Below are 20,453 nucleotides of genomic sequence, written 5' to 3'. Positions count from 1 at the left end.
CTTTTGTGCGAAAATTCTTGCCGCGCAAATTTCTCATCATTTGGTCTAAAGGTGCATTTTAGCAGGATTTAGGTAAAAAATTGCAAAACGAGGGGCGCCTATTCGCATTTTAAATTTTAGTGATTATTAAGGGGGGGGGGGTATAATTTTGCGAAATTTCTTAAATCGAGGAGGCGAATAAAATTTTAGCTATGTAAATTGACAATATTTGACTACGAAAAATGAAATAATACGAAAAATTTTAAAGGAGAAAGAATGAAAAAAATCATCTTAGGTTTAGCCCTGTTGGGCTCTTTGGCTTTTAGTGAAACGGAGTTTCAATCGTTAAGAAAACAATTTGAGCAAAAATGTGAAGCGGGCAACCTTGAAGCCTGCGGTTATGCTGGCACCCTTTATAAACACCCAACGGTATTCGGAGCAAACGCATCCGATAAGGATTATAAAAAAGTGCTTTATTTTTACAAAAAAGCTTGTGACGTAAATGATTATATGGCTTGCTCGGATTTGGGAGCAATGTACTTCGACGGCAAAGGGGTAAAAAAAGATTATAAAAAGGCTGTCGAACTATATAATAAAGCTTGCGACGGTAAGTTTGCGGATGGCTGCAACAATTTAGGTTATATGTATGCAAATGGTAAAGGGGTAAAAAGAGATGTAACGCGGGCTATGGGGTATGGTAGAAGAGCCTGCGATGCGGGGAGCTGGGTAGCGTGCGGGAATTTCGCTTCAGTCCTTGAAGCAGGTAGTGACAGAGCAAGAGCGGCGCAATACTATCAAAAAGCCTGCGAAATGGGTAAAAATGACCCAGGGCTATTCGGCTACCTTAAAGACTATTTACAAGAATTCTGCGACAAATACGACATACTAAAATAGCCCGCTTATTAATAAGGCTTCTTTCGATCGGGCTACTTGGCGCGATGAAATTTTAAAATTTCATCGCCGAGCTTGCCGCGCATTGTACCGCTGCCAAATTATACTTTTCGCCACTACACTTTAAGATGCCTAGCGAAGTGCGGAATTTAGGTCGTTCGGCATAGGGCTTAACAAAGCGCGCTAAAATTTAACTCACATGGCGCAAAAACCTTGCGCGATATGTATTTATGGCTCAAGAAAGGCAAATTCGGCGCAAAAAACACGGCTCGCGCAACCAAGCGCGCTTAAAATTTTAACCGCTAGCGCAAAAATCCCGTTAGCGGCGAGCTTGCGCTGGCCGTTTTGCAAACGGCGCCGAGCCCCGCCAGATAGGCATCGCGCCCCGCCTGCACGCCGAGCGCAAACGCCCGAGCCATCAGCGCCAGATCCCCGCTCGTGGCGATTGCCGTATTTACCATCACCGCAGCGCAGCCCATCTGCATCGCCTCGCAGGCCTCACTAGGCGCGCCGAGCCCCGCATCTACGATGATCGGCACGTCGATTTCGCCCAGCAAAATTTCTATCATCCCGCGCATCATCAGCCCGCGATTGGAGCCGATCGGCGCGGCCAGAGGCATCACGGCGGCGGCTCCCGCGCTTACTAGATCGCGCGCGACGCACAGATCGGCGTGCATGTAGGCAAGCGGCACGAAATCCTCGCGCGCTAGGGCCTCGCAGGCTTTGATCGTCTCGGCATTATCGGGCAGAAGGTATTTGCTGTCGCCTATGATCTCTATCTTTACGAAGTCGCCGCAGCCCAGCTCGCGCGCGAGCCGTGCGATCCGCAGCGCCTCCTCGGCATTTCGTGCGCCGCTGGTGTTTGGCAGCAGCGTGACGCCGCGAGGGATGAAATCCAAGATATTGCGACTTTTGCTTTCGTTCACGCGGCGCAGCGCAAGCGTGACGATCTCGCAGCCCGCATGCCGCACGCAGGCGTCGATCATCGCGTGATCGAACTTGCCAGAGCCCATTATCAGGCGCGAGCTAAACTCCTTGCCGCCTAAGATCAGTTTATCGTCCATTCTATCCTCTTTAGTTTAAATTTTCGTTTTATGCGCAGCGCAAATGGCGCATATCGGCGCTCGCAGTGCATTATATACAGCGCGAGATATGCGCGCTTTGCTTGCTTCTATTCGTCGCTTTACCGCTGCACGACGCCGCGCCAGAGCTTTAAAATTTCTCGTCAAATTTTACGCCACGACACAAAATTTTAAAATTTCACGCGCAGACTGTGGCTCGCTTTACTACACGAAATTTTAAATCCTACATTCAAAAGTAGCTTGCTCGCGCCGAATAAATTTTAAAATTTTACTTATCCGCGAGCTGCACACGGCAAATGGTTTAAATTTGCATATCGCGGCTAAATTTACGCGGCGCGCGGTAAAATTTTACACCGCTTTTAAACACGCTGTATACCCGCCGAAACGCTCGCCTGCTTCTCAAAACAATCGCGCGAGGCTTAAATTTGGCGGCAATGCGCAAGGCGCGTAAATTTAGAAATGCAGGCGCGCGATTAGCACCAAGCTAGCTCTCCTCGCCCAAAATCAGTCTAAGTGCGACGTTTGCCTGATGTGCGGCGCAGATCGCCACGCGCGGCGCAAGCAGTCCCACGCCTTGAGCTGCGGCGCTTTTGCAGTCGCCGCAGACGAAGACGTTTTTGCCGAGCCGCGTCGTGCGGATCTCGTTGGCGTCGCCGCTGCCCGCCATGCCGCTAGCGCAGATCAAAAAGCGATCCGTACCGCCGAATGCGCCAAAAATCATCGCTTTCGCCGCCGCGTCGTCGAAGCACTCGCAAATTATACGCTCGTTTTTTAAAATTTCGGCTACGTTTTGCGCGGTAAGTCGCTCGTTTAAGGTTCGCACGCGCACGAACGGGTTTATGCGCGCGATTTTTTCGCGCAGAGCGACCGTCTTAGGCTTATAAAGATCGCCGATCTCGTACTGCTGGCGGTTGAGGTTGGTCGGCTCGACGACGTCGAAGTCGATCAAAAAGAGCTCGCTCACGCCTGCGCGCGCAAGCAGGATCGCGACGTTTGAGCCGAGCCCGCCGAGCCCGCAGATCGCCACGCGCGAGCCTTGTAGCGCCTCGTTTACGGCGGGGGCGTTGCGAGCAAGCATCAGCGCACGAAGCTCCTGCGGCGCCAGCTCCGCACCGCGCGCGAGCAAAAAGAGCTCATCGCCCGCCTTCAGCTCGCAATTCTGCGTGCTCGCATAGCCGTTTATCACGGCGATCTCGCCGCTAAATTTAACCTCGCGCTTCAGCCCCTCAAGATCACTCGCGCCCGTTTCGTAAGCTTTGCCGTTTAATTTTATCTGCATTTTGATCCTAAATTTTATCTTTTTGCCGTCTAAATTTATCGCGCAAATTCCAACTTGCGCGCGGCGTCTCATATCTATGCGAACTGGGTACGCATCTATGCGATATTGCGGCACGGTCGCGATAGAGATCTACGCAGCTAAGACGCACTGCACAAACGCTCGCACGAGTTGCGATGCACGCGGGGCGCACCGAGCGCATCGCTAGTGATTTTAATCCGCAAATTTCATCGTGCTTTTAACGCGTAATCTTTTAGTCTCATGCGCGCATTTCATTCGGCTAATACGGCGCGTCGCACAGTCTCCGTACAGAATGCGCAACGCAAGCCAAATTTAGCGCATTAACTCCCGCTTGTCGGTTAAATTTTAAGTCGCGAAGCGCTAGAGCGATCCGCCAAACTTAAAAGCTACTAAACGCCTAAATAAACCCGCGCTACGGCTAAATTTAAAATTTCAAGCCCGACCGACGAAAAAGCGACACGCAACAGTATGCATCGCAATGTGCATGGCGACAGAAATCTCGGGATAAATTTTAAAAACCGCGCGCGCAAATCCCGCAACTTCGGGATAAATTTTAATGCCCCGCGCTCAAGCTTGCAGCGCCGATGCAGTTTAAAGCCCACGACCGACCGCCGCAGCTGGCGGCGCAAATTAACGTTTCGCAGCCGCAATAAAATTTAAACTCTATCGCCGCAGAGCGAATTTTAAAACTCCTGCGTTAGGCTACCGCGCCTCAATTCGCTTGCAAAATTTAAAAGCTCGCCGCAGGCACCAGGCTACCGCGGCTTCCTCATAAATTTAAAAACCCAAACGCGCTATGTCTCCGCTCTGCCGTACCGTTTAAAATTTTAACGACGCGCGTGCAAATTTTAAGCCCCAGTCGCTGTGTCGCTACGCCGCTTAAAATTTAACGGCCGCCGCGCGGATTAAACCTCAGCCGCTATAATTTTAACATAATTCAAAGCTCCGATCTCAGCCGCCGCCTACGAACTCGACGATTTCATATTTTTTGCCGCTTGAGATCTGCGTGCGCTCCCACGCCTCCTTTTTTAAAATTTCGCCGTCGCGCTCGAGCGCCACTAGGCGCAGATCGTGTCCGCGCGAGCGCAAAAACTCGCTCACGCTCATATCCTGCGCGAGCTGCAGCGACTCGCCGTTTACGCAGATCTCAATCATCGCTCGCTCCCAAGCTCTCGCGATACTCCTCGTAAGTGCCCCTAAAATCGACGATTTCGCCGTCTCCTTTGAGATGCAAAATTCTATTTGCAAACGCGTCGATGAGCTCGCGGTCGTGGCTCACGCAGATCGCGCAGCCCGCGAAGTTATACAGCGCTTCGCCGAGCGCGATGATCGCCTCAAGATCGAGGTGGTTGTTGGGCTCATCTAGCACCAGCAGGTTCGGGCGTTGCAGCATTAGCTTGCTTAGCATCACGCGGTGTTTCTCGCCGCCGCTTAAGCTGCCCACGCTTTTCTCCTGCTCCGCGCCGCTAAAAAGCATGCGCCCAAGGCATTTGCGAATTTCATCCAGATCCCTATTCTGCGGGCTCTGCAAATATTCGTAGAGCTTGAGCTCGCCTGAAATTTTATTATTCGTATCCTGCGCGAAGTACCCAGACTCGATCGTGGCGCCCATGTGAACCTTGCCGCGCTGCGGCGCGAGCTCGCCCATGATGATCTTGCAAAGCGTGCTTTTGCCCACTCCGTTTCGCCCAATGATGCCGATCTTATCGCCGTGAGCGAGCTTGAGGTTAAAATTTTTCAGAATCTGAATCTCGCCGAAGCTCATATCCACGCCGCTTAGCTCTAAAATTTCATTGCCGATCTCGCGCGCGGGCTTGAATAAAATGCTAGGCTCTCTGCGCGAAGAGGTAGCAAGCTCGCTAAGATCGAGCTTGTCGAGCTGTTTTTGACGGCTCGTTGCCTGCTTAGCTTTGCTTGCGTTGGCGCTGAAGCGAGCGATAAATTTTTCAAGCTCAGCCTTTTCTTTGAGCTTTTTTTCGCGCTCAAACTGCGTCTGTTTGGCGATAAGATTGGACGCGATAAACCAGTCGTCGTAATTACCGCTAAATTCGCGCACTCGCCTAAAATCAACGTCGAGGATGTCCGTGCAGACGCGGTTTAAAAAGTGGCGGTCGTGGCTGATGACTACGAGCGTGCCCGCGTGGCGATTTAGCTCAAACTCGAGCCACGAAATGGCGTCGATATCGAGGTTATTGGTCGGCTCGTCCAAAAACAGCACGTCGGGGCGCGGGAAGAGCACCTGCGCGAGAAGGACCTTAAATTTATCGCTCGTCTCGATCTCGCTCATCTTTTTATCAAAGTCGCCCAGCCCCAGCGAACTTAAAATTTTCTCGATCCGCGTTTCGTACTCGTAAGCGGGATCTTCCTCGGCGCAGATCATCTCAAGTTCGCCGAGGCGCTCGTTTATCTCGTCGTTAAACTCGCCCGCTTCGTAAAGCCGCGTCTTTTCGCGCACGGCATCATAGAGGCGCTTGTTGCCGTAGAGCACGGCGTCTTTGACGCTGAAGCTTTCAAAGGCGAATTGATCCTGCCCCAAAACGCCGATTTTAAGCCCGCTTTGTATTAAAATTTCGCCGCTGCTTGCTTCGATCTGTCCGCTTAAAATTTTAAGTAGTGTCGATTTGCCCGCGCCATTTGCGCCGATGAGGCCATAGCGCCTGCCCTTATCGAGGCTTAAATTTACGTTTTCAAAAAGCAGCTGTTTGCCAAAGCGCATCGTTAGATCTTTGATTTCAACCATATTTTTCCTTTTAAATTTCTCTTTGCGTTGCTTGCGCGCGGACTTTTGCCGGATTTTGCGCGCAAATTTCATCTCGCGGTTTATTGCATCTTTTACGCCGCGGCGAACCGCGATAAATTTCTCCTATTGTAGCCTAAAATTCTGAAATTTCGCCGAAAGCGCGCGGGCGGGTGCGATTAAATTTAGACCGCCAAAGTTTAGCCGCTGTAATCGCTGTCGCGAGTGATGATGAGCGTGTAGTTCGGATACGCGGCGCGCACCTGTTTACAGACCGCACGAAACGTCGCCTCCATATCGGGCGCTGCGAAATCGACGATAACATCGAAGCTGATCGAGCGCTTTTCCTCGTCGAGATAAAATCCATGTATCTGCGAGACGAACTCGTGCGAAAACGCCATCTGCTTGATATGCTCGTAGATCTCGGCGGCGCGCGGATCGTTCCTGTTAAACGCGTAAATTCCTACGGTGTCTAAGATGATATTAAATTTCGCAAAAACGGCGTTTTGGATGCGGCGCGTAAGAGCGTCGATCTGCGCCGCGGTCGTATCACTTGCGACCTCGATATGCACTGAACCTACCATTTTATCGGGTCCGTAGTCATGAAACATCAGATCGTATGCACCGATGACGCCCTCAAAGCCGCGCACGACGTCGTAAATTTCATTTGTAAGCTCCAAGCTCGGACGCGAGCCCAAAAGCTTGCTGATCGTATCGCGCAGAATTTCATACGCCGTTTTGATCAAAAGCGTCGAAATTATCGCGCCCAGATACGCCTCCAAGCTCAGCCCGAAAATAAGCGAAATCAAAGCCGCTACGAGGGTGGCTAGCGATACGAGCGCGTCGTATTTGGCGTCCACGCCGCTAGCGATGAGCGAGTCCGAGTTCACGCGCTCGCCCGTCTTTTGTGTGTAAAGCCCTAGGCTAAATTTTGCCGCGACGGCTACGGCAATGATTACGAGCGAAACCGCATTATAATTCGCCGCTTGCGGATGAATGATCTTTTTGATCGATTCGACGAGCGAGACGCCGCCGGTGTAGAGAATGATGACGGCGATTACGATCGCGCTTAGATACTCGATCCTGCCGTGTCCGAAGGGGTGTGCGCGATCGGGCTGCTTGCTAGCAAGGTGTACGCCCACGATCGTAATTACGGATGAAAGCGCGTCGCTTAGGTTATTTACGGCATCAAGCACGATCGCGATCGAGCCAGAAATCAGCCCCACGACGCCCTTAAATGCCGCTAAAATTACATTTGAAACGATACCGATCGCACCGGTGCGAATGATGATTTTATCCCTGCTATACGCCGCTTGAGGCACTTCCATTATCTCTCCTTTGAAATTTTACTCTAAGCCGCAATCGCTGCGCGTGTAGGTCAGATCGGCGATTTTTTCGCCACTTTGCAGAAATTGTCGCACGCCTATGCGTTTTAGACCGCCCGCTTTCATCGTCGCGCAAACGTCCTTTTGCCTATCGGCGCGCAAAACTCTCTCAAAATTTTGCTTTATTTTAGGATCTACTTTATCCCAAATTATGTTTTTTAGGGTCATGGAAACTATAAATTTATCGCCTTCGCACGTAGCCGCGCCCAACTTTATATCTTCAGTCTCTGGGTGACTGTGCCCATTTACAGCGTCCGCCAAAAATTTGCAGCGCTGTGCATCGGTATCGGCATCTCCCGCAAGCGCTGCGCTACAGATAAATACGCCAAACAGGGCGAATATAAATTTTTTCATTTTAACCTCCTAATTTTATTTGAAATCTATCATATTAAAATTTTAAATTCAATCTATTTTTAAAATTTAAGAACCCTCTGCGCGGCAAAAATCCGCTAGCCGCCAAAATTACTTACGTTAAAATAGCGGCGTAAATTCCATAAATCACCGCTAGAAATTTTCTAAATCGCGGCAAAAATTCTTTAAATTCCGCGTAAATTCTATGAGCGGAAATTTTTGTGATGATCACATGCTATCGCTCGAAGCACGTATAGCGAGGTCATCCAAATCTTTTTTAACTCGCCGTTTAAGTTATAGATTTAACGCAGTTTAAAAAAAGCTCCAGCCAATCCGCGCCCGCCGTTTAAATTTATAAATTTAATGCAGTTCCGCGTTGAGTTTGATCGCACGCTTGCTAACGCTTGCCGTAATCTGCCCGCTTTGACTATTTTGACGGAAGTGCAGTCCGCTAAGCCCGGCAAGCTCAAGCCCTTTATAAATTTCACGATCGAACGCAAAGCCTGGATTTAGCGCTGCTAGCGCCTCGCGATCCTTTTGCGCGATAAAAACCTTCGTGCCCTCAAGTACCGCGATGCTGGCATCCACGATGCAGCGATCGCCGAGCGGAATACCCGTTACGGAGTTTGCGCCCAGCAAGCAGTGCTTGCCGATGCTCACAGCATTGCCGTTGGTGCCGCTTAGCACGCCCAAAATCGACGCGCCGCCGCCTATGTCGCTGCCCTCGCCCACGACGACCGAGCTGCTGACGCGCCCCTCGATCATAACGCTGCCGGTCGTGCCTGCGTTGAAATTCACATACGCAGCACCCGGCATCACGGTCGTACCCGCGGCGATATGCGCACCCAAACGCACTTTCGCATCGTCTAAAATCCGAACATTTTGCGGCGGTACGACGTGACTTAGATAGCGCGGAAATTTATCGACGCTGATTATGCGTGGATAGCGGCCTTGCATTTTTAAATGGATTTCGTTTTCACGCAGCCACCAAAGCTCGATCGGGCGGGCGTTTTCATCCCATGCGACGTTCGGAAGCACGCTAAATGCGCCATCTAGATTGAGCGTGCGCGGCTCGCAGAGATTTAGCGAAAGCGCGTAAAGCTTGAGATAGGCGCTCTCGACGCTTTTTGGCGCGGCATCCTCAAAGATAAAACTAGCGCAAAAGCTCGCGTGCTCGTCCGATTTCATCGCCTCTTTAACCGCAAGCAGCACCTGTAGATTTTTGTGCGCGCCCTCTTTGGCGTCTGGCTGTAGAAATTTTAAAGCCTCGATCGCCTTTTTTAGGGCTTTGTGCGTTAGCGGAAGGACGCACTCACTACCGCTAAAATCCACGACCTCGCCGCATTCGGTTAGAGCATGGATTAGCGCTGCTGCGCTTACTAGCCCATCTTTAAAATTTACGTGCGCGTAATTCACGCTTAAGCTTTTATGCCCTTCCGCACGCCCCTTAAACACGCGCCCGACCGCCCACATGATCGGATCGCGATAGCCCTTTTTGGCGCGAACTTTATCTGCAAAAGCTCTCAGCTCGCTTAGGCATTTAATCTCTTTCATATTTAATCCTTAATCGCAAAATTGCGCGGGAGTATAGCTAAATTTAATTTAAAAGGGGATTTGAAAATGCACATGAATGGAATTTAAAAGCAAAAACACGCGCTTTTAAATTCTTGATTATTTTGTTTTATATTGCTTGGCTTCTTGTAGTTTTATTTCGGAACACTTGCTTTAGTATTTTTTTTAACTTTGGTAATAATGCTAACGTCCTCGCTAGGAACTTTCTTTTTTATAGTTTTAATGCAAGAATCGCCGACATCGCCGCAATTACTAACCGTACGGTCAAATTTCACATAAGCATATTTGCCATCGTCAAAAATCAGTTCGCCGTTAATGGATTCATTTTTATCTTTTAGATAAATTTCAACATGATCGGAAGCTAAGCTTATAGACTTTAAAGCCTTTTTAAAAATATTCCCAAGCAATTCAGGATATAGAATTGCGGATAAAAATAATATATAAAATATACCAATAAATATCACGCTAAACGCTGCAAACCATCTTTTGATATCAATAGCTACATACGAAATTATGACTATTGAAATTTCAAAAATAGGAAAAATGGAAATAAATAAAAAGTTAAAATCTATCAAAATGGTATTATTATACAACTTATGACAATATGCCAAAAATGCAAAAGCCATAATAGCTATTGTTATGTTTGCAATGATGCAGACATTATATAAAAGGCAATACCAATTTTTTTGATTTCTGGTCGGTATAATTATTTGATCTTTAATTATTTGAATTGTTTCAGTTCTTTGATGGGTTATACGTAAATATGCACCAAGAATATAAAATCCATGTATTATTAACAATATTAACACAAAAAATATACCCATAAGCAAGAAAATCCACATAAAATTTATACTAAAAATTTCGTAACTAAAAAAGCCGTTAGCTCTCATATAGGTTACGTTAAATATGAAGCCTGCAAGAGGGATACATGCTAGCGAAGAAATCAAATTGAAAGTTGGTGAAATTTTACCTAAAATTTCATTTAATTTATCAGAAAATTTTCCTGACATCTTTTTCTCCCATAAAATACAAATCAATTAAGTTATAAAATTTTAATTATCTTTCAAACACTCATAAATTTCATCCTACCTAAACACATCATCCATCGGTGTGCTTTCGCATTTCTTGCGGTCAGCTTCTACAGAGAGCAGGCGAGCTTTGCTTTCGTCTAAAATTTTTGGAGTAATAACAAGCCCCGGTAGGTCTAAGGAATTTACGGCGTGCTTGCCAGCAAATGCCCCCAGGCCTCTGCCGAATATCCCGTTTACGCGCCCGTTCATATCATAAATCTCGCTGCCGTCGCAGTGAAAGACATTGCCCGAGATGCACTCGCATTTAAGCCCATCCGCAGCCTCTGTGTATCTATAATCCTCGACGTAAAGCGCACCGCTTACGCCACGGACACTACTTATGGGGTTGTAAATTAACACGGCTAGAATTTCATTCTTTTGCGGATTTGAGATCTCCCACTCCACGGCGCGATATGAGCTAAGCAGTAGCACGATAGGCTTTGCAGATTTGGCTAAATTTAGCTTGACGCGATTATTCATCTGCGCGCTTTCGTAGATCGCGCCCAGCCACAGATCGTAGTCCTTATCCGCAGGGATCTTAGCCACGGCATCCTTTTGACGATAAAAGGGCTCTACGTCTTTAAAATCCACGAAAAGCTCGCTGGAATGCGCGTCATTTAAAAACCACGCTTCGATCTTGTGCTTGCCCTTGCTAAATTTATACGTAAGCGGGCGCTTTTGATTGCTCGAAGTCCCACCCAGCACGTCCGAGCCATCCACAGCGATTACCAGCGTGGACCAGCCGTAATCTCCTAGCACCATCTTTTCGACATCTGCGTCGAAATTAAACTCACCGACCCAATACGCCATAAGATTTGGAGATGGAATTTCATGGAAAGAATTTCCTTCGTAATTGACGCTGATGCGATCGACGTTTTCAGAGAAAATCACCTTCTTAGGCTCATCTTTATTCAGATAAAACGCCAAAAACTTATCCTGCGGGATCTGCGCGTCCGCGGTAATCTCTTTCGCCCATTTTTGCATATTGCTCTCTTGCGCGAACGCCGCAAATGCAAGCACCAAAATAATCAAAAACCTCATTACCGACCTTTCTTATTTCGTATAAAAGTAAAATTCCTAAACCTAAAAGCCCTAGGCTTAGGGATTTTGCCGCCTTGGCTCCACAGCCTATACGAATAAATTCCAGCTGTTTAAATTTCAGCTGCGCGAGAAATTTCCTTGCCGCGACCGCTACGGATAAAATTCCATCCTAAATAAGCTTTGCGGAAGCTTTCGCAGATAAACTCCACCGCCATGAAACCCGGCAAAATAAAATTTAAACCAGCGCAATGCTGCGGCTACCACTAAAAAGCTAGGCGCGATAAATTTCAAACCTAAAATTCATATTAAAGCCCCATCTTAAAATTTTAAAACAAAGTTTTAGCGATAAAATTTCACATTTTAAAATTCCGCGGCAAAGCTTTATGCTTAAAATTTTACATTTAAAACTCCAAAGCGAAGTTCTACGGCAAATTTTACCTCTCTGAATTGTCCGTTTGGAATTTAACTTCCACCGCAAAATTTCACGCTTAGAATTTTATCTAAAATCTCACGCAACGAAGCTTGGGTAAAATTCTAGCTCGGAATTTAATGCTACAACCTCTACACGAAATTCTATACACAAAAATTTTATAGCAAAATTTTAACGCAGAATTCTGAGCTATAAAATTCGGCGCAAAATCCCAAGCCGCGAAACCCGCGTGAAATTTTGCCCGCGAAATTTACGGGCAAAATTCTATGACGGATTGCATATCGGAATTTTGCGAGCATTATAAAATTTACAGCGAAATTAGGCGTGAAATTTCGAACTATGAAATTCCACGTTGAATTTCAATCTGCAAAATTCAAGAGAAATTCCACGCAAAATTTGACGCCGCGCCCGCTAAAGTCCTAATTCGAGCAGGCGCTCTTGCCGTCCATCACCGGCTGGATTGCGGAGTTATCCGCCAGCTCCTCGCGATCGATCTTCTCGATCTTCTCCCACAGCTTGCGCGCGGCCTCTTCGTAGCGCTTCGCACTTAAAGAATCCGGCGCGTAGAAGCTTACCGGCTTGCCGCTGTCGCCGCCCTCGCGGATAGCGATCTCGATCGGAATCTCGCCGATTACTTCGGTATTGTATCGCTGCGCCAGCTTTTGCGCGCCGCCGCGACCGAAGATATCGTACTCCTTGCCGTTATCGGGGCAGATAAAGCCGCTCATATTCTCGATAAGGCCTGCGATCGGGATGTGGAGCTTTTCAAACATATCAAGCCCGCGCGCGCTGTCGTCCAGCGCGACCGTCTGCGGCGTCGTAACGCACACGCCCGCCGTCACCGGCACGCTCTGAGCGAGCGTAAGCTGCGCGTCGCCCGTACCCGGAGGCATATCCAAAAACAATACGTCCAGATCACTCCACGCCACGTCTTTTAGCAGCTGCTCGATCGCCTTCATTATCATCGAGCCGCGCCAGATGAGGCTCGCGCCCTCCTCCATCAGCACGCCCATGCTCATCATCTCCACGCCGTGGCTTAAGATCGGCTTTAGCTTCTGCCCAACGACGCTTGCTTGCGTTTTATCTTCGCCCATCATTCGCGGCAAATTCGGCCCGTAAATATCGGCATCCAAAATCCCCACCCTCTTGCCTAGCTTTGCCGTGCTGATGGCTAAATTTAGCGTCGTCGTGCTCTTGCCTACGCCGCCCTTGCCGCTGCTGATCATCACGAAATGCTTGATCTGCGGCGCGATATTTTTGCCGCTGCGAGAGTTGCTCTTTTCCTCGGCGATCTTGGGCTGTTTGATTAAAATTTCTACGTCCGCGCCGAGCGCCTTTTGCACCGCCGATCTGAGCTCTGCTGCGATCTCCGGCTTGGCGCTGGGGATTTCGATCCCTACGAAAATTCTATCGCCGATCTCGACCTCTTTTACAAATCCAAAATCCACGATGCTTTTAGAAAAGCCTGGATAGATCACGCTCTTAAGCAAATTTAAGACTTCGTCTTTACTCATTCTTTCTCCTTATTTTCGGTTAAATTTCTACTGATTTTATATGCGCAAAATTTCGGTCCGCACATCGAGCAAAACTCCGCGCCCTTGTAAATTTCATCGCCCAGGCTCTCATCATGCAGCTCGCGCGCATGCGCAGGATCGAAGCTAAGCTCAAACTGCCTGTTCCAATCAAAACCATACCTCGCATCGCTCATCGCGTGATCGCGCTCTATCGCGCCCGCTTTGCCTAGCGCGACGTCCGCGGCGTGAGCGGCGATTTTATGCGCGATGATGCCCTCTCTGACGTCGCTTGCATTGGGAAGCCCCAGATGCTCCTTGGGCGTTACGTAGCAGAGCATGCTGGCACCGCAATACGCAGCCATCGTCCCGCCGATAGCCGAGCTGATATGATCATAGCCCGCACCGATATCGGTGGGAAGCGGCCCCAGCACGTAAAACGGCGCGTCGCGGCAGATCTTGCGCTCTAGCTGCATATTTAGCTCAATCTCGTTAAACGGAATGTGTCCCGGACCCTCGATCATCACCTGCACGTTTTTTTCATTCGCGCGCAGGGCTAGCTCGCCTAAAATTTCAAGCTCGCTAAGCTGCGCCCTATCGGTCGCATCGTATAAGCAACCCGGGCGCAAGCCGTCTCCCAGAGATAGCGATACGTCGTAGGCGGCGCAGATATCGCAAATTTCATCAAACGCTTCGTAGAAGGGGTTTTGCTTATGAAATTTCATCATCCACGACGCTATCAGCGAGCCGCCCCTGCTTACGATGCCCATCTTGCGACGGGACAGCAGCGGCATAAACTCGAGCTTAAGGCCCGCATGGATCGTGAAATAATCCACTCCCTGCCGCGCTTGCTTCTCGATCGTGCTAAGAATAGCGCTCGTTTTTAAATTTTTGATATCGCCCAGCTCATGGACCATCTGATAGATCGGCACCGTGCCTATGGGTACAGGCGAGCGCTCGATTATGGCAGCGCGGATCTCATCCAAATCGCCGCCCGTGCTTAGATCCATCACCGTATCGGTGCCGTACTTTAAGCACGCTTCAAGCTTTTCCAGCTCGCCCTCAATATCGCTCGTCGTGCCCGAAGAGCCGATGTTTGCGTTGATCTTGCACCGCAGCGCGCGTCCGATGCCGATGGGCTTTAAACTTTTGTGATTAACGTTTGCGGGGATGATCGCTCTTCCTTGCGCGATAAGATCACACAAGGCCCGCACGTCCATGCGCTCGCTTTGCGCGACCTCTCTCATCTGCGGCGTCACTTCGCCTCTTTTTGCAAAATAGATCTGCGTTACGCAGCTTTCGGTCATTTTCGCCTCGCTTCTTAAAAATGCGCGTATAATATAACAAATTTCATTAATCCTTACTTTTCTTTTGCCATTTATTTTCGTAACGTAAGCTGAAATTTCGCGCCGCGCCGCGTAAATTTACGCTTAAGCTTAAGATATTTCAGCGCGCAAGCCGCGATTAATTTTGCTTTCATTTTTAATACGTATAATTTCGTAACAAAATTTCAAGGATAAAATTTGAAAGATATATCGCTGATTTTGCTCGCCGCGGGCGATTCAAGCAGGTTTGAGCTGAGCGTCAAAAAGCAGTGGCTGCGCGTGGGCGAGCTGCCGCTTTGGCAATACGTCGCGCAGAGCATTGCGCGGGCGCACCCATTTAAAAAGATCGTAATCGCCGTGAACGAGGAGGACGTGAGCTATTGCGAGCGCCTCTATGCGTGCAGCTCGGCTTCGGCGCGCGGCAAAAGCGCGGAGTACGACACGAGCGAGTATAAATTTCAAAGAAAGCAGGGCAGGATCGAATGCGGCGCAGATGATCTAAACGACGCAAGCAAGCCGCGGGGCGCGGAAAATTTTAAAGCTCAAGTCGAATGCGACGCAGATGAATGCGGCTCTGCAAATTTAAAATTTCACTTCGCCCCAGGTGGCGCAAATCGCCAAAGCTCGCTAAAAAACGCGCTGCGGCTCGTAGAGAGCGAGCTCGTGCTCGTAAGCGACGTGGCCCGCGCGCAAATTTCGCCCGAGCTGATCTCCTCACTGATACAAAATTTAGGCAGTGCGGACTGTATCAGCCCATATCTTGGCGTAAATGATACGACCTATCTCGGCGAGCGCATTGTGGAGCGAGAGGAGCTACGCCTCATCCAAACGCCACAGCTTTCGCGCACGGCGCTACTTAAAAAGGCGCTTGAGGGAAGCGAAATTTTTACCGACGATAGCGCGGCAGTCGGTAGCGCGGGCGGGCGGTTGGAATTTATAAAAGGCGAAGCGGGCGCGCTTAAGATCACGCGCGTAAGCGATCTAGCGGCGTTAAATTTAAAACCCTGCTCGCGTGATATCTTCTGCGGTACGGGTTACGACGTGCATGCGCTTGAAAAAGGCGCGGGCATCGTGCTCGGCGGCGTGAAAATTCCGTGTGAGTTCGCGCTGATCGCGCACAGCGACGGCGACGTAGCGATCCACGCCCTAATCGACGCTATTTGCGGTGCAGCGATGCTGGGCGACATCGGCGAGCTCTTCCCAGACAGCGACGTCAAATTTAAAGGCGCGGACAGCAAGGAGCTGTTACAAAAGGTAATGCGGCGCGTCAGAGGCTACGGCTATGAACTCGTAAATGCCGATATTACGATCATCGCGCAACGCCCGAAGATCGGCGCTTACAAAGCGCAGATGCAGGAGGTTTTAAGCGAAATTTTAAACTGCGCGCGCGTCAATGTCAAAGCGACCACGACCGAAGGGCTGGGATTTACGGGCAGAAGCGAAGGCATCGCCGCGCAGGCTGCGGTAAGCTTGAAATTTTACAACTGGCAAAAGCACGCAGCAAAGGTGCGGGGCGCATGAAAATTTTAATAATCGAAAGCGAAAGCTATCTTGCTCAAAGTATCGCAAACAAGCTGGGCGCGCTGGGGCATGAATGCACTAACGTGGCGAGTTTGGCGGCCGCAGCGGGCCTTGCAGAGGAGTTTGAGGCAGTACTGCTCTCTACGAGCTGGAGCGGCGCGAGTTTTTATCCGCTGATCGAGAAATTTAGGCGCTCGATCATAATTTTAATGGTCGCTTACGTCGATAGCGAAACAGTGCTAAGCCCCGTAAAAGCGGGCGCTACGGATTATATCCAAAAGCCATTTATGATAGAGGAGCTCATCAAAAAGATCGAGCACTACGCGCAGTTTCGCTCGCTAAAATCACAAAACGAAGCCTACGAAGCGTTGCTTAAAGAGATCTCTCTTTCGTGCGAAATACCGCCCGCGCGTTTAGCGCAGATAAAATTTCCGCTTCTTTTGCGCGGCGATGCGGCAGCGCGAGCTGCGGCGGTATTTAAGATCGCGCTTGCGCTAAAATCGCGCCTTAAAATTTTATCCGCACAAGACCCTGAGCCGCTAGAACGCGGCGCGGAGATTTTTTACGCACCAGATTTTGATAGCCTAAGCGGCGCACAGAAGGAAAAATTTATAAGCAAAACCAAATCCATGCGCCTAATTGCCGGATCCATCGGCGCGCAAAAGGGCTTTAACGACGAAATTACGCTTGGCAACAGCAAAGAACGCAGTGAAATTTTAAGCATCGAAGAATACGTAAAGCTCACGATCGTAGCGCACCAAGACGAGTATTTCGACTCCGATCTGGCGGCGGCACTTGGGATTTCTCGAAAATCGCTTTGGGAGAAAAGGAAAAAATATGGCATCGCAAGAAAAAAATAGCCACGCGCATCCGGTACGGATCGCAGGCGAGATAGAAATTTCGCACGATGCGGACGATTTGCACGAAATAAAACCGCTTGAAAGTGAAGGAATTTTAAGCGGCACAAAAACTCTAAACGCCGCAAGAGCTTCGAGTGACGCGGCGCAGAATTTAGAAGCGAAGCAAAATTTAAAAGCATCACGGAACTCAAAAGCAAAGCGTGATTTAAAAACGATGCGGAATTTAAAAATGTCAAAAGCTAGTAATGCCAGAAAAGACGAGGCGCGAGCTAAGGGCGCGGCAAGAAATTTAAAAGCAGAGCAAGCCGGAAGCGAGGGCAAAGGCGCAAATAATAGCGCAACGCAAATCCGCAAGATAGTGATCTCGCGCTCCGACCTAAACGTCTTGAGCCTACTCGCAAACGGCGCTTTCGGCAAGAGCTGCGAGCTACTGCGCCCAAGCAAGCTAAGCGTATGCGGCATAAATTTCGTTTTTTCCTGCGCGGACGCAAAAAAGGGCGATATTTTGGAGCTTTATCTCCGAAAGGACGGCATAGCCGAATGCGCCAAAAATTCGCTTAGCGGCGAAAGTGGTGCGTATTTGCTAGCTAAAGAATCGCGCAACTTGCAGGATGGAGTTTCTGCCGCGGCGCAAAACGAGCAGAGCTTTGCGAAAAGCGGCACGGATTTCGCGCGCACTGCAAGTGCGCAAAGCGCTATAAACGCCACAAGCGAGGGCTTAGACCATATAGAAAGTCTTGCTGCGTGCTATGATCAAACTTTTACTTGCAGCGCAGATACAAAATCTGCGAAAAACGCCACTTTGAATTCGGCGAAAAGCTCCAGTGTAAATTCTGCGGCAAATTCCGCGCGGAGCATTGCCGAAAATTCTGCGATAAATCGCGTTTGTAGCGCAGATGCAAAATCCGTAGCAAATTCAGCGGGAAATTTTATCTCAAATTCCACCGAAAATTTCATCAAAAATTCCGCTGCAAATCCCACCTATTGCGAGCTTGTAGCGCGCATAGAAATTAGCGACGTTTATGCTCCAAGCGCAAGCGAGATCGCAGGCTCGGTGTTTCAAAACGCGTACGCAGAGCAAACTGCGGTGCAAGGGCGCATCACGCTGCTAAAAAATGAGCTTGCAGAGCAAATCGCGCGCATAAAAAAAGTCGCAAGCTCGCTTGCTGCGCCTAAAATTTCAGCGTTTTTTACTTGCGCTGATCCGATCCACCGCGTGCATGAGCGGCTGATTAGGCATATGATCGATAAGGCGGATTTCGTGGTGATTTTTTTAACCGGCACGAGCAGCGCGGATGCCCTGCCCTACGAACTACGCAAAAAAACGCTAAGCTATTTGCTGCAAAATTTTTTGGTCGCACAACGCGCCATGATGATCGATCTGGGCTCGCTTGCGATTTTTGACGACAAGCCCGCCCTGCAATGCGCGATCGCAAAAAATTTAGGTATAAACAAAATAATTTTTGGGCAAAATCACGCAAATATGGAGCTATTTTTCGAAGGCGGCGGCGTGCATTCGGTGCTGGACGAGTATCAAAAGCGCGGCGAAATAGAGATTTTGCTGATGCCAGAATACGTCTATTGCGAGAAGTGCAAGGTGCTCGTAAGCACCAAAAACTGCCCTCACGGCGCTCATCATCACGTGCATTACCGCACTCAAAATCTCAAAGCTCTGCTGCGCGCGGGGATTTTGCCGCCCGCGATTTTTATGCGTAAAGAGATCTCGGCGATGATTTTAAGCGAGCTTTTTCCCGCGCGGTTTTCAGATCTACAAAAGCTCTACGACGAGCTTTTTCCAAATAGCGGGATCTTGCAGAGCCACGGCGAGAGCGAGTTTTACGAGCAGCTGATGCAGCTGTACCAAACCAGCGCGCTAAAGACGTAGCTCTCGAGGGCGCAACGCAAAAATGACGAGGAATTCGCGGCATCTAGGCAGAAGGTAAAATTTCGCGGCGTTAGAATTTACGGCGGCTAGACGTAAAGTAAAATTTCATAGTGCGGAAAGAAAGGACTGTGTGGAATTTTATAGCATAAAGAGCGGCGAATGCAGATTTGGCGTAAAATTTTGTGGCGCAACGAAGCTAAATTTTTAAAGCATTAGTGGTGCGATAAAAGAGGTTTTAAATCTTAAAGACGCGGGTACGTAGCAAATTTATAACGACGCAATAAATTCGTGCGGCGAAGCGGATTTAAAATTTTAAGGTGCGGCATATGCGTAAATTAGCAGTGTAGCGGATCTAAATTTTAAGCTTTCGACGAGCAAGTTTAAATTTAGCCAGATGCTCGCAGTAAGTCGCAGTGCATAAATTTGGGCGAGGCGCAACGACTGCTCGCTCGCGCAAAATGCCGTGCGTTTGCGGACGGGTTTGAAATCTCCACGCAGGCGAGCAAAATTTTAAAATTTTAAAATTCATACGTTAGTGAGCGAAATTTTTGTGACGAGCGGGTAGAACTGATTTTGTGCGGGTGGGCAAATTAATTTTACATGCACGAACGAAATTTAAAATTTTCGCACGCGAGCAGATGCCCTAATTAAAATAAGCGGTAAAATTTTAAAAAGCAAAATTTAAAAGGACAATTATGGATAAAATTTTCGTTACATTTTTCGGCGCGGGGCTGCTAAAGCCCGCGCCCGGCACCTGGGGCAGCATCGCAGGCTGGATAGCGGGGCTGGCGGTCTTGATGCTAGCGGGCGAGGTGACGCTGTTTTTGTGCGCCGGCCTCGTCTTTTTCGTCTCGCTTAAGATCGTAGGCGATTACGAGAAGCGGACCTGCTCGCACGATAACAGCGAGATCGTCATCGACGAAGTCGTGGGGGTGTGGATCGCGATGTGCGTCGCCGCGCCCGCGGGCGAGATCTTTTCGCTGCCGCTGCGGGAGCTGATCGCGGGCTTTGAGAGCAGCAGGATATCGATCGTCGCGATGATTTTGGCGCTGCTGTTTTTCAGGGCGTTTGACATCTGCAAGCCCTCGATCATCGGACGCGTGGATCGCGACGTACCAGGCGGGCTCGGCGTGATGCTAGATGACGTGCTGGCGGGCTTTTTCGCAGGACTTGGAGTTTTGATAGTTATCTCTTTGGGGGTCAAGCTCGGCGCCGCAGGATTGATTTTTTAAGCTTTTTTTTGGGGGGATCGCAGCAAACACAGCACGTTTGCGGACGCTGCACGGTTGTCTGGAACATAGCGCATTTATCGGATACGGCGCGTTTAGTGGCAGCGCAAAAATTCCGCCGCTTAAAATTTTGTGCGGCTAAATTTTAAAACAAAGCGCTAGACGCAGCTCGCGCGTAAAATTTTAAAAATTTATCGCTAATCGCAGGCAGTCTAGCAGGGTGTGCTATTAAATTTTTGGCAATATTTATGGTTTTTCTTGTAGCATTGCCGCAAAATGCGGGTATC

Annotated in this window: 16 protein-coding genes; 5 read left to right on the top strand and 11 right to left on the bottom strand. The window is 49.1% G+C overall.

The genetic code is table 11. The features are described from left to right. Positions 1–255: 255 nt before the first annotated feature. Entirely contained in the window at positions 256–873 is a 618-nt protein-coding gene (locus tag Q0144_RS09955) for a tetratricopeptide repeat protein (RefSeq protein ID WP_298063889.1), read from the top strand. 299 nt (positions 874–1,172) lie between these two features. On the opposite strand, the gene Q0144_RS09950 is transcribed toward Q0144_RS09955, so the two are convergent. The 11 genes from Q0144_RS09950 to thiC form a co-directional block, all read right to left on the bottom strand. Then, entirely contained in the window at positions 1,173–1,934 is a 762-nt protein-coding gene (locus Q0144_RS09950) for a thiazole synthase (RefSeq protein ID WP_298063887.1), read from the bottom strand. 502 nt (positions 1,935–2,436) lie between these two features. Further along, positions 2,437–3,231 (bottom strand): sulfur carrier protein ThiS adenylyltransferase ThiF, encoded by a 795-nt coding sequence (gene thiF, locus Q0144_RS09945; protein ID WP_298063885.1) that lies wholly within the window; start codon positions 3,229–3,231, stop codon positions 2,437–2,439. Positions 3,232–4,200: 969 nt separating this feature from the next. Then, the gene (gene thiS / locus Q0144_RS09940) at positions 4,201–4,404 is read right to left on the bottom strand and encodes a sulfur carrier protein ThiS (RefSeq protein ID WP_298063883.1); all 204 of its coding nucleotides are present in this window, start codon (positions 4,402–4,404) and stop codon (positions 4,201–4,203) included. Continuing rightward, on the bottom strand, positions 4,397–5,989 hold the full coding sequence (locus Q0144_RS09935; protein WP_298063881.1) for an ABC-F family ATP-binding cassette domain-containing protein: 1,593 nt from the start codon (positions 5,987–5,989) through the stop codon (positions 4,397–4,399). Before Q0144_RS09935 ends, thiS begins: the two co-directional genes overlap by 8 nt. Before the next feature lie 197 nt (positions 5,990–6,186). After that, on the bottom strand, positions 6,187–7,314 hold the full coding sequence (locus Q0144_RS09930) for a cation diffusion facilitator family transporter (RefSeq protein ID WP_298063879.1): 1,128 nt from the start codon (positions 7,312–7,314) through the stop codon (positions 6,187–6,189). A gap of 18 nt (positions 7,315–7,332) precedes the next feature. Continuing rightward, positions 7,333–7,725: a hypothetical protein gene (locus Q0144_RS09925; protein WP_298063877.1), complete on the bottom strand. Its 393-nt coding sequence runs from the start codon at positions 7,723–7,725 to the stop codon at positions 7,333–7,335. Positions 7,726–8,082: 357 nt separating this feature from the next. Next, positions 8,083–9,276, bottom strand: a complete 1,194-nt coding sequence (locus Q0144_RS09920; protein ID WP_298063876.1) for a tetrahydrodipicolinate N-succinyltransferase N-terminal domain-containing protein — start codon at positions 9,274–9,276, stop codon at positions 8,083–8,085. Positions 9,277–9,428: 152 nt separating this feature from the next. Next, positions 9,429–10,304: a hypothetical protein gene (locus tag Q0144_RS09915; RefSeq protein ID WP_298063874.1), complete on the bottom strand. Its 876-nt coding sequence runs from the start codon at positions 10,302–10,304 to the stop codon at positions 9,429–9,431. A gap of 75 nt (positions 10,305–10,379) precedes the next feature. Next, positions 10,380–11,405, bottom strand: a complete 1,026-nt coding sequence (locus tag Q0144_RS09910) for a hypothetical protein (RefSeq protein WP_298063872.1) — start codon at positions 11,403–11,405, stop codon at positions 10,380–10,382. An 849-nt stretch (positions 11,406–12,254) separates the two neighbouring features. Further along, positions 12,255–13,349 carry an Mrp/NBP35 family ATP-binding protein gene (locus tag Q0144_RS09905; RefSeq protein ID WP_298063870.1) on the bottom strand — a complete coding sequence of 365 codons (1,095 nt, stop codon included), beginning with the start codon at positions 13,347–13,349 and terminating at the stop codon, positions 12,255–12,257. After that, on the bottom strand, positions 13,346–14,653 hold the full coding sequence (thiC, locus tag Q0144_RS09900) for a phosphomethylpyrimidine synthase ThiC (protein WP_298063868.1): 1,308 nt from the start codon (positions 14,651–14,653) through the stop codon (positions 13,346–13,348). Before thiC ends, Q0144_RS09905 begins: the two co-directional genes overlap by 4 nt. Before the next feature lie 216 nt (positions 14,654–14,869). Here thiC and ispF point away from each other — a divergent pair, with 216 nt between their 5' ends. The 4 genes from ispF (at position 14,870) to Q0144_RS09880 (ending at position 20,169) form a co-directional block, all read left to right on the top strand. After that, the gene (gene ispF, locus Q0144_RS09895) at positions 14,870–16,192 is read left to right on the top strand and encodes a 2-C-methyl-D-erythritol 2,4-cyclodiphosphate synthase (protein WP_298063866.1); all 1,323 of its coding nucleotides are present in this window, start codon (positions 14,870–14,872) and stop codon (positions 16,190–16,192) included. After that, positions 16,189–17,052: a response regulator gene (locus Q0144_RS09890; RefSeq protein WP_297948569.1), complete on the top strand. Its 864-nt coding sequence runs from the start codon at positions 16,189–16,191 to the stop codon at positions 17,050–17,052. Before ispF ends, Q0144_RS09890 begins: the two co-directional genes overlap by 4 nt. Continuing rightward, on the top strand, positions 17,030–18,937 hold the full coding sequence (locus tag Q0144_RS09885; protein WP_298063864.1) for a hypothetical protein: 1,908 nt from the start codon (positions 17,030–17,032) through the stop codon (positions 18,935–18,937). The genes Q0144_RS09890 and Q0144_RS09885 overlap by 23 nt, the downstream gene beginning before the upstream one ends. Before the next feature lie 695 nt (positions 18,938–19,632). Further along, positions 19,633–20,169 (top strand): phosphatidylglycerophosphatase A, encoded by a 537-nt coding sequence (locus Q0144_RS09880; RefSeq protein WP_298063862.1) that lies wholly within the window; start codon positions 19,633–19,635, stop codon positions 20,167–20,169. Positions 20,170–20,453: the final 284 nt, after the last annotated feature.

The organism is uncultured Campylobacter sp., from assembly GCF_938045345.1.
In the GTDB taxonomy this organism is placed as follows: Bacteria; Campylobacterota; Campylobacteria; order Campylobacterales; family Campylobacteraceae; genus Campylobacter_B.
The sequence above is the reverse complement of the archived record's forward strand: the minus strand, read 5'-3'. Positions and strand labels throughout refer to the sequence as shown.